The organism is Nonomuraea sp. 3-1Str, assembly GCF_031570565.1.
GTDB lineage: Bacteria > Actinomycetota > Actinomycetes > Streptosporangiales > Streptosporangiaceae > Nonomuraea.
Window position 1 is genome coordinate 268,366 of sequence record NZ_JALHBK010000010.1, and the last position, 9,997, is coordinate 278,362.

Consider the following 9,997-nt stretch of genomic DNA (forward strand, 5'->3'; position numbering starts at 1 on the left):
ACCACCGGCGCCGTGGCCGACCGGGCCGCGGCGCCTTCGCATGTCTGTCCTTCTTTGGGTCTTGTAAGGACCGGGTGTCAAGGCTACGATCACCCCAACTCTTAGGAAACTTTCCTAAAAGAAATCTTGAATCGGGGAGCCATGACCCGCTCGCCGCCACCCCCCGCCCTGACCTGACACCCCCAGCGAGCCACCACCCCGCCTCTCCAGGAGCCCGCCCCACCCGTGCGGGCCGTGCCGTACGGCTCGCGCTTTCACCCCCCGGTGCGAGCCGTACGGCACCTCGGGCGGAAGGCGCCGGACCGGGCGCCCCGCGCACCCCCCACCCGTGAAGCCGCACTTCCAGGGAAATGCCATGAGATTCCGTCGCATGTTCCTCGCCTTACTCGCCGCCGTAGCCATGATCGGCGCCGGAGCCGCCACGTCTGTGCCCGCCGCCGGCGCCACCGCCGTCCCGAGCACTTCCGCGGCGTTCGCCGCCCAGTGGCAGCCGAACGTCTCCTACGCCGTCGGCGCCCGCGTCACCTACAACGGCGTCGACTACGAGTGCATCCAGGCCCACACCTCGCAGGTGGGCTGGGAGCCGCCCATCGTGCCGGCCCTGTGGAAGCCCGTCAGCGGCGACCCGGGCACGCCGGGCGCCCCCTCCACCCCCGGCTCCCCACGGGTGACCTCGACCACCAGCAGCTCGATCGCCGTGTCCTGGACCGCCTCGACCGGCACCGTCACCGGCTACCGCGTCTACGAGGGCTCCACGGTGCGCGCCACGGTCACCGGCACCACGGCCACGATCGGCTCGCTCGGCACCTGCACCACGCACACGTACACGGTCCGCGCCTACAACTCGGCCGGCGAGTCCGCCGGCGCCTCGGTGACCGGCACCACCAGCGGCTGCACGGGCGGCGGCACCAAGATGCCCGGCGCCCCCTACCTCTACATGGGCTGGGGCAACCCGCCCGCCCCCGCCTCGGTGATGAGCGCGACCGGCGTCAAGTCGTTCACGATGGCGTTCATCCTGTCCAGCGGCGGCTGCACTCCCGCGTGGGACGGTCAGCGCCCACTGACCGGCGGCGCCGACGCGCAGGCCATCTCGGCCGTCAAGTCCGCGGGCGGCAGCGTCCAGGTCTCCTTCGGCGGCTGGCAGGGCAACAAGCTCGGCCCGAACTGCTCGACGCCGCAGGCGTTCGCGGGCGCGGTGCAGCAGGTCATCAACGCCGTCGGCCCCGCCGTGGTCGACTTCGACATCGAGAACACCGACGAGTTCGAGAACTACACCGTCCAGGACCGCATCCTGAACGGCCTGAAGATCGTCAAGCAGAACAACCCGAGCGTCAAGGTCGTCGTCACCTTCGGCACGACCAAGACCGGTCCCAACGCGCATGGCGTCCGTCTGATCAACCAGTCGAAGGCCCTCGGCGTGCCGATCGACAACTACACGATCATGCCGTTCGACTTCGGCGGCACCAACATCTACCAGGACACCGTCAACGCCTCCGAGGGCCTGAAGAACGCCCTCAAGAACGCCTTCGGCTGGAGCGACGCCCAGGCATACGCGCACATGGGCATCTCCGGCATGAACGGACTGTCCGACCAGCAGGAGCTGACCTCGCCGGCCACGTGGACGCAGATCCGTGACTGGGCCAAGGGCAAGGGCCTGACCAGGCTCGCCTACTGGGCCGTCAACCGTGACCGCCCGTGCCCCGGCGGCGGCGTCGTGTCCAACTGCAGCGGCATCTCGCAGGCCGACTGGGAGTTCACCCGGATCACCGCCGGCTTCTGACCCGCCGGACCAGGAGCCCGCCGTACCACCGCCCCACCGCGCGCCCCGCGCGGTGGGGCGCTCCCACGAAAGGACACCCCCCATGAAGCTCCGCATCCGGGGACTCGTGGCGGCCGTCGCGCTCGCCACCGGTCTGACGGGCCTCACCGTCTTGAACGCCGCCCCGGCCGCCGCCGCCAACATCCTCCCCAACCCCGGCTTCGAGTCGGACCTCGCCGGCTGGACCTGCTCCGGCACCGCCGCGGCCGTCTCCTCGCCCGTCCACGGCGGCGCCCGCGCCCTCCAGGGCACCCCGGCCGGCAGCGACTACGCCCGCTGCGGGCAGACCGTGACCGTCCAGCCCGGCACCACCTACCGCCTGTCCGCCTGGGTCCAGGGTTCGTACGTCTTCCTCGGCGCCACCGGCACGGGCGTGGAGGTCAGCACCTGGGGTGCACCCGGCTCGCAGTGGGCACAGCTCACGACCTCCTTCACCGCCCCGGCCGGCACCCGTACCGTGACGGTGTACGTCAACGGCTGGTACGGCCAGTCCGCCTACCTGGCCGACGACGTCGTCCTCGACGGCCCCGGCGGCGCCCCCGACACCCGGCCGCCCACGGTGCCCGCCGGCCTGTCCGCCGCCGGCGCGACCGCTTCCAGCCTCACCCTCTCCTGGAACGCCTCCACCGACGACTCCGGCAGTGTCGCCCGCTACGAGGTCTCCCGTGACAACGGCGCCCCGGCCTCCGTCACGTCCACCACCTACACCGCGACCGGCCTGAGCGCCGACACGGCCTACGGCTTCCGCGTACGCGCCTGCGACGCCGCCGGCAACTGCTCCGCCTACAGCGCCACCGCCACCGCCCGGACGACCGGGACCACGCCGCCGCCCACGGGAGCCATCCGGTACGCCCCGTACATCGACATCACCATGACCACGCCCTCCCTGACGGCCGCGGCCTCCGCCACCGGCGTCAAGAACTACACGCTCGCCTTCGTCCTCGGCGACAGCACCGGCTGCAACCCCGCCTGGGGCGGCACGATCCCGCTCGCCGACCCGCGGATCATCGGCGACGTCAAGGCACTCCAGGCCCAGGGCGGCCAGGTCGTCGTGGCCAGCGGCGGCGCGATGGGCCCCTACCTGGAGCACGCCTGCGGCAGCGCGGCCGCGCTGCTCGCCGCGTACAAGAAGGTGCTCGACACCGTCGGCACCAACCACCTGGACGTCGACGTCGAGGCGTCCATCGACGTGACCAAGGTCAACACCGCGCTCAGGCAGCTCCAGGCCGAGCGGGGCACGACGGTTCGCTACACGCTGCGGGTGCAGGGCCAGGACTACGGCGTGGACCCGTTCTCGCTGCAGATCCTCCAGGACGCCGCCGCCCGCGGGCTGGAGGTCGTCGTCAACCCGATGCTCATGAACTTCGGCCACACCGGCGACTGGGGCGACGCCATGATCTCGGCGGCCCGGGCCACCCTCGCCCAGATGAGGACTGTCTGGCCGTCCCGGTCCGACGCCCAGCTCAGGCGGATGCTCGGCGTCACCCCGATGATCGGCCGCAACGACACCGGCATGACCACCACCCAGGCCGACGCCCGCGAACTGCGCGACTGGGCCAACGCCAACCACATCGGCTTCATGGGCTTCTGGTCCGCCGGCCGCGACAACGGCGGCTGCCCCGGCGGCGGCGTCTCGCCGACGTGCAGCGGCATCGCCCAGTCGGCCTACGAGTTCACCGGCATCTTCAAAGGTTTCACGGGCTGAGAGAGCTCAGGGGATGAACGGAACCAGCGGCAGGTAGGGCACCAGCTCGGTCGGCTTCACCGGCAGCCCCGGCCCGGGCGGCCGGTAGGTCGGCAGCGCCTCCCCGTACTCGTGCATCCACGCGTGGTCCACCATCAGCCGCATCGGTCCCGGCGCGGACGAACTCTCCGCCCGCGCCGGGACCGGGTCCACGCGCCCCACCGCCAGCTTGGCCACCGCGTCGGCCACCAGCCCCGCGTCCGGCAGCGCCACGTCGCACCTGTCGTCCGGTCCGATGAGCAGGTCCAGCTCGGGCGGCACCGGGTAGATCGGCCGCGGCAGCGCCAGCACCCGCGGCGCGGGAGCCATCGGCAGCCCGTCGCGCACCGCCTCCACCAGCACCGACCGCGCCGTGCGCCCGCTCAGCACGCCGTCGGCGAGCGGCCAGCACAGCTTCCCCACGTTCGCGCCGTCCTCGCCCAGGGCGTGCAGGCACAGGTACGGCACCAGCGCCACCTCGTCGCCCCGTTCCTCCTGCGCCCACCCGCGCCCGCACCCGGCCAGCACGAGCAGCGCCAGCATCGCCCGGTACGCGGTGTCGGCGTGCGCCGTCTCCAGCCGCCCCGGCACGATCACGCACCGGCCTCCGGTCCGCTCCGCCGTCGCACCCAGCTCCCGCGCCACCTTGACCGCCCGCGCGGCCGGCACCCCGGTCAGCGGCTCCTGCCAGGCGGGTGTGTACGGCTCGCCCCGGTCGTCGTAGCCGCCCGGCCAGCAGCCCGGCAACCCTTCCCTGGCGACCCCGTACACCGCCAGCAGCAGGTCGAACACCGTCGTCACCAGCAGATCCCCGTAGCGCCGCACCGGCACCCCGCGCCGCAGCGCGCCCGGCCCGTCGTCGAAGCGCGGCAGCAGCACCTCCACCGCCTCGCCCCGCGGCCCGCCGTACACGCTGAGCCGGTCCGCGCGCCGCCCGATGCCGCAGCCCGCCACCCACGACCCGCCCACCTCGCGCAGCCGCACGAGACACGGCAGGTCGGTGTGGTCCAGGGCGTGCTCGGCGAACACCGGCCGCTCCACCAGGAACTCGCTGAGCAGCACATGCCCCATCGCCATCGCCAGCGCGCCGTCCGTGCCCGGCCGCACGACCAGGGTCTCGTCCGACAGCCGCGTCGGATGCGGCCCGATCGCGACGACCTTCTGCCCCTTGTACCGTCCGGCGATCACCGACGGCGTGCCGGGCGTGCGGGTCAGCCGGTTGTTCTCACCCCAGAGCATCACGTACGCGACACGCGGCCAGTCGTCCGGTTCCGGACCGCGGAAGCCGGGGCCGAGCACCTGCCGCGGCGCGCTCGGCTGCTCGGTCAGGACCGCGCCGCCCAGCGCGCCCACCAGCCCCGCCAGCGGCGAGGTCGCGAGCGCGGCCACCCGGTCCGCGCCGTGCTCGGCGACCGTGTGCACGATGGCCGCGGCCGTCAGCTCCGCCGCCGTCCCGTCGTCCAGCGGCACGCGCCGCCCGCCCCGGGCGCGACGGTACACCTCAGAATTTGCTGTGAGTTTCGCCCAGGCGGCGACCGGGTCGCGAAGCTCATCTTTCACCTCGAAGTAGAGCCGGGCCAGAGCCCGGTTGACCTGCGATCCCCCCATGGAAAGAGTTCAACACAGACGGTCACGGTCTATCGCGGTACGACCCGCCATGTCGGGGATAAGAATGCCCTCGCAAGTAGCAGCATCCAGGCGAGTACGGCAGGCTAGACCCGCCATGGAATACGCATTTCTCACCGGGACAGTCCTCGTCGCAGGAGTCGTGTTCGCCGTCATCGCCCAGTGGCGTGACTGGCGGCCGCCGATCGTCGTCGCAGTGGTCGTGGGCGTCGCCGTCCGCGTGCTGCTGCTGTTCACCGCGGCGCACGACTCGTGGCAGCCCGTCGACTTCGTCGAGAGCTTCAAGCCCGCGGGCGAGGCCGTGCTCAACGGCCAGGACCCCGTGCTGGCCAGCGAGGGCGGCTGGCACTTCCTGCCGACGATCCCGTACGTCTACGGCATCCTGCTGTGGCTGGGCATCCCGTGGGAGTACGCCGGGCGGCTGGTCACCGTCGTCGCGGACATCGTCCTGATCCCGCTCGTGGCCAAGCTGGCCGGCGGCCCCAAGGCGTCGCTGCGCGCCCTGCAGTACGCGCTCAACCCGCTCGCGCTGCTGGTGGCCTGCATCCATGGCCAGGTCGAGCCGGTGGCGCTGGTCTTCGGCGTGGCCGCGTTCGTGGTGGCGCGCGGGCCGGGCCCGCACGACCGCGCCGGCGTCACCACCCGGGTCGTCGCCCGCGTCCGCCGTGGTGTGACGGCCTACGGCTGGCGCGCCTCCGTGTACCGCGTGCTCGGCCCCGGCGGCATGCTCCGGCGAGCGCTGACGCCCGGCCCGACCGACCGCGCCGACCTCAAGCGGGCCTGCCTGGCGGGCCTGCTCATGGGCCTCGCCCTGTGCGCGAAGAGCTGGCCGATCTGGCTCGTCCCCGGCATGCTGCTGCTCCTGCCGCACCTGCGCGCGCGGGTGGCGGCGCTGTTCATGACCGGCCTGGTGCCGCTGTTCTTCCTGGTCACCCTGCCCGTCTTCGCGGGCACCACGCTCCAGCAGATCCCTGAGGTCATCAAGACCATCCAGGACATCCGCCCGATCGTCGGCGAATGGGGCTGGACCCCGTGGTTCACCGGCGGCAACTGGGAGCTGCGGGCCGATCTCGCCAAGTTCGGCACCAACCTCATCTACGCCTGCGTCGTCGGCGTGATCTTCCTCTGGCGGCGGGCCGACCCGATCGACATGACCACGGCCATCCTGCTGATCTTCATGGTCGTCACCCCGCGGCTCGGCGCGCAGTACCTGCTGTGGTTCATGCCGTTCCTGATCGCCCGGCCGACCCGGTTCGCGTGGCCGGCGATCATCGGCGGGTCGGCGTGGGCCGCCTACGGCTACCTGTACATGACCCAGTTCGACGTCGACACCTGGTGGTTCCTGCACTCGCAGTGGTCGCGGGCGTCCATCGTGCTGCTGCCGCTGCTGTTCGTCGCCATGCCGTGGGGCCGCCGCGTCGCGTCCCGCCTGACGGCCGCCCCGGACGAGGCCACAGGCAGGGCACGCGTCACCTCCGCCGTCTAGGACGTCCGTTTCCTACAAGAGCCGGGCGTGCCGTGCCGGATAGCGTCCGCCCATGGACACGAACACGACAGGCGACGGCATGCTCGCCCGTGCCGCCGCCTACCTGGAGCTCCACGGCAGGCTGATCGACCGGCTGCGCTTCGCCGCGCTGTTCGCCGGCGGACAGGCGCGACCGGTGCTGGACGCGCTGCGCTGCTACCGAAACGCCGACGGCGGCTTCGGCAACGCGCTCGAACCCGACCTGCGCGGCGCCGCCAGCCAGCCCGAGCCGGTCGAGGTGGCCTTCCACATCCTCGACGAGCTGGACGCGTTCGCCGACCCGATGGTGCCCCCGGCGTGCGACTACCTGCTGTCGGTGACGGCGGGGGACGGCGGCGTGCCGTTCGTGCTCCCCAGCGTGCGTGGCATGGCCCGCGCGCCCTGGTGGGAGACCGGCGACGACCCGCCGGGCAACCTCGTGCCGACCGCCTCCATCGTCGCGCTCCTGCACAAGCACCGCGTCCGCCATCCCTGGCTGGAGCCGGCCACCGGGTTCTGCTGGACGCGGATCGCCGCCGTCGAGCGCACCACGCCGTACGAGGCGCGGGCCGTCGTCGCCTTCCTGGAGCAGGCGCCGGACCGCGAGCGGGCGGAGGCCGAGTTCGCCCGGCTGCGGCCCGCCATCCTGGACACCGTCGCCCTCGACCCGGACGCCTCCGGCGAGGCGCACTTCCCGCTGGACTTCGCGCCGTCGCCGCTGCGGCTGCCGCTGTTCGACGCCGGGCTGCTGGACCGGCACCTGGACGCGCTGGCCGCCGCCCAGTCGCCCGAAGGCGGGTGGAACGGCAACTGGACGATGTGGACGCCGCTGGTCGAGCACGAGTGGGGCGGCTACGTGACCGTCGAACGCCTCAAGACCCTGCGCGCGTACGGCCGCCTGAACGCCTGAGCCCTCACTCCACGCTGTCGGTGCCGTGGCCTAGCGTGGAGGGATGTACGAGGAACGGCCGCCCGCGCCCGGGCTCGCCGGCCGGGTCGTGTGCGAGTGGTCGCACGTCAGCGAGGCCGGAGGCACACAGCTCGTGGTGCCGGACGGCTGCGTCGACCTCATCTGGGGGCCCGGCGGGCTCTTCGTGGCGGGCCCGGACACGGGGCCGATGCCCGCGCCCATGCTGCCCGGCGACAGGTACGCCGGCATCCGGTTCCGGCCGGGCGCGACGGGCGAGGTGTTCGGCGTGCCCGTCCACTGGCTGCGCGACGAGCGCGTCACCCTCGCCTCGCTGGACGCCCCGGCCTGGCGCCCCGTCCTGTCACCGGACTCTCCGCAGAACGCACTCGCCGATCGCCTGCGCCTCATGCGGGCCGCCGTCACCGCCCGCATCCGGGAGACGGCGCCCGCCGACCCGGCGGCCCCCGCCCTGGTCGCGGCGCTGCGGTCGGGGTCGAGCGTTCGGGAGGCAGCCCGGGAGCTCGGCTTCAGCGAGCGGCAGCTCCACCGCAGGAGCGTGGCCGGGTTCGGCTACCCGCCCAAGACGCTCCAGCGCGTCGTGCGGTTCCAGCACGCGCTGCGGCTGGCCCGCTCGGGTGTCGCCCTGGCGGAGGTGGCGGCGGCGTCCGGCTACGCGGACCAGGCCCACCTGTCCCACGACGTCAAGCGGCTGAGCGGCGTCCCGCTGGGCCGCCTTCTCACCTGAGTCCGCCCGGCCCCGGCGTCATCGCCGCCGCTGGACCGGACTTCCGGCCGCCTTGGCGTTCTCGGTCACCGGGTCTCCGGTCGCGGCCGGCGCGCGCGACTCCGTCGGAGGTGGGGTGCCGGGCGGCGCGGCGGCGGGCGGTTCGTCCGGCGGCGTACCGGACAACAGCGCGGAGGCCCAGGTGGCGCGCGGATCGCTGTCCACCAGCAGGGCCCGCGCGAACAGGCTCAGCGGAATCGCCAGCAGCGCCCCCAGCGGCCCGAGCACGAACGCCCAGAGGATCAGCGACAGGAACGTCATCGTCGTCGACAACCCCACCGCGTCGCCCAGGAACTTCGGCTGGATGAACGACTGGATCACCACGTTGATGACGCAGTACGCGGCGATGACCAGCAGCATCTGCTTGACGCCGCCGTCGAGCAGGGCCAGCAGGGCGGGCGGGATGAGACCGAGGACGAAGCCGACGTTCGGGATGTAGTTCGTGATCAGCGCCAGGACGCCCCACAGCACGGGCAGCGGCACGCCGAGGATCGACAGCGCCGCCGTGTCCAGCACCGCGCAGATCAGTCCGAACACCGTGGAGACGATGAGGTAGCGCCGGGTCTTGTCGGCGAACGTGTCCAGAGCGGCCACCAGCCGGTGCTGGTGGGCGTGCCCGGCGGCCAGGATCCTCGCGGTCACGGGCGCGTCCAGGCACATCGCGAGCAGCAGCACCACGATCAGGAACAGGCTGGACAGGACGCCGACCAGGCTGGACAGCAGGCTCTGCACGACGCCCACGATCTTGTCCACGTCGATGGCCTTGACCGCGTCGTTCATCATGCTGTTGCTGATGCCGTGCGCCGCCGCGAAGCTCTGCGCGTCGCTGAGGAGCTTCTGGAACTGCGGGGCGTACGTGGGGAGCAGCGTGGCGAGCTGCGTCACCGAGTACGTCGCGACCGCGACCATGCCGAGAAGGACGAGCACCACGATCAGGAACGGCAGGAGGACCTGCGACCAGCCGGGCGCGCCGCGCCGCTGCAGCCACCGGCGCACCGGCGAGACGGCTATGACGAGGACGAGCGCGAGCACGACCGGGCCGAGGATGGACGCGACCTCACGCATCCCGAACAGGGCGATGACCGCCCCGGCGATTCCCAGCAGGACGATGAGCGCTCTGGGTAGGGCAGGTTGATCGCGCACGTCATGTACCTACCCGGGGCTGGGCGGGAACACCGCAAAGGGCTCGTGAATCCGTTGATTTGACGGTTCGGGAAGGGCTGCATAGAGTTCACCAGTCCCACGAGGACGGCGGTGATCGCCGGCCTCGCTCAGGGCCTCTCCCCAGTCCCATCGCCATCCGGCGGATCACTGTGCGTCTGCACGGTGCCTCTGGACAGCGGCTTTGACATCGGTCAGATGTCGGAGTAGGGTTGGAGAGTTGCCTCGGAGACGGGGCGGAGTCCGAATTCCGGAAGCGCCGAATTTGACAGTAAATCGGGTCGCTGAAAGAATAAAGACACAACGAAAGACCGAAGCGAAAAGCGCCTCTCGCAGTTCTGGGGAGTACGCGTCCGTTTCTTGAGAACTCAACAGTGTGTTAAAAGCCAGTGCATGATGCACAACCCCGTCATTTCGGTGACGGATTCCTTTTTTCAGTTAGGTTCAGACCTTTTTTGGAGAGTTTGATC

At 71.8% G+C, this 9,997-nt stretch carries 7 protein-coding genes; 5 read left to right on the plus strand and 2 right to left on the minus strand.

All coding sequences use genetic code 11. The features are described from left to right. Positions 1-355 precede the first annotated feature (355 nt). Together MTP10_RS18845 and MTP10_RS18850 are read left to right on the plus strand one after the other, a co-directional pair. A complete protein-coding gene (locus tag MTP10_RS18845) occupies positions 356-1,780 on the plus strand; it encodes a carbohydrate-binding protein (RefSeq protein WP_310710776.1) in 1,425 nt (474 codons plus the stop codon). Positions 1,781-1,862: 82 nt separating this feature from the next. Then, a complete protein-coding gene (locus tag MTP10_RS18850; RefSeq protein WP_310710777.1) occupies positions 1,863-3,524 on the plus strand; it encodes a carbohydrate binding domain-containing protein in 1,662 nt (553 codons plus the stop codon). A gap of 6 nt (positions 3,525-3,530) precedes the next feature. On the opposite strand, the gene MTP10_RS18855 is transcribed toward MTP10_RS18850, so the two are convergent. Continuing rightward, a complete protein-coding gene (locus MTP10_RS18855; RefSeq protein WP_310710778.1) occupies positions 3,531-5,150 on the minus strand; it encodes a molybdopterin-dependent oxidoreductase in 1,620 nt (539 codons plus the stop codon). A 115-nt stretch (positions 5,151-5,265) separates the two neighbouring features. On the opposite strand from MTP10_RS18855, the gene MTP10_RS18860 reads away from it, so the two are divergent. Genes MTP10_RS18860 through MTP10_RS18870 form a run of 3 tightly spaced genes read left to right on the plus strand, consistent with a single transcriptional unit; the run spans position 5,266 to position 8,327 of the window. Next, positions 5,266-6,654 (plus strand): hypothetical protein, encoded by a 1,389-nt coding sequence (locus MTP10_RS18860; protein ID WP_310710779.1) that lies wholly within the window; start codon positions 5,266-5,268, stop codon positions 6,652-6,654. A 52-nt stretch (positions 6,655-6,706) separates the two neighbouring features. Further along, on the plus strand, positions 6,707-7,582 hold the full coding sequence (locus MTP10_RS18865; RefSeq protein WP_310710780.1) for a hypothetical protein: 876 nt from the start codon (positions 6,707-6,709) through the stop codon (positions 7,580-7,582). A gap of 43 nt (positions 7,583-7,625) precedes the next feature. Continuing rightward, positions 7,626-8,327, plus strand: coding sequence for a helix-turn-helix transcriptional regulator (locus tag MTP10_RS18870; protein WP_310710781.1), 702 nt, complete (start codon positions 7,626-7,628; stop codon positions 8,325-8,327). Positions 8,328-8,345: 18 nt separating this feature from the next. On the opposite strand, the gene MTP10_RS18875 is transcribed toward MTP10_RS18870, so the two are convergent. Continuing rightward, positions 8,346-9,509, minus strand: coding sequence for an AI-2E family transporter (locus MTP10_RS18875; RefSeq protein WP_310710782.1), 1,164 nt, complete (start codon positions 9,507-9,509; stop codon positions 8,346-8,348). Positions 9,510-9,997: the final 488 nt, after the last annotated feature.

What these genes read in the sequence shown, in the direction of transcription:
- MTP10_RS18870 (WP_310710781.1), top strand. Translation starts at nt 7,626, where the DNA reads ATGTACGAGGAACGGCCGCCCGCGCCCGGGCTCGCCGGCCGGGTCGTG.
- MTP10_RS18855 (WP_310710778.1), bottom strand. Translation starts at nt 5,150, where the DNA reads ATGGGGGGATCGCAGGTCAACCGGGCTCTGGCCCGGCTCTACTTCGAG.
- MTP10_RS18845 (WP_310710776.1), top strand. Translation starts at nt 356, where the DNA reads ATGAGATTCCGTCGCATGTTCCTCGCCTTACTCGCCGCCGTAGCCATG.
- MTP10_RS18860 (WP_310710779.1), top strand. Translation starts at nt 5,266, where the DNA reads ATGGAATACGCATTTCTCACCGGGACAGTCCTCGTCGCAGGAGTCGTG.
- MTP10_RS18865 (WP_310710780.1), top strand. Translation starts at nt 6,707, where the DNA reads ATGGACACGAACACGACAGGCGACGGCATGCTCGCCCGTGCCGCCGCC.
- MTP10_RS18850 (WP_310710777.1), top strand. Translation starts at nt 1,863, where the DNA reads ATGAAGCTCCGCATCCGGGGACTCGTGGCGGCCGTCGCGCTCGCCACC.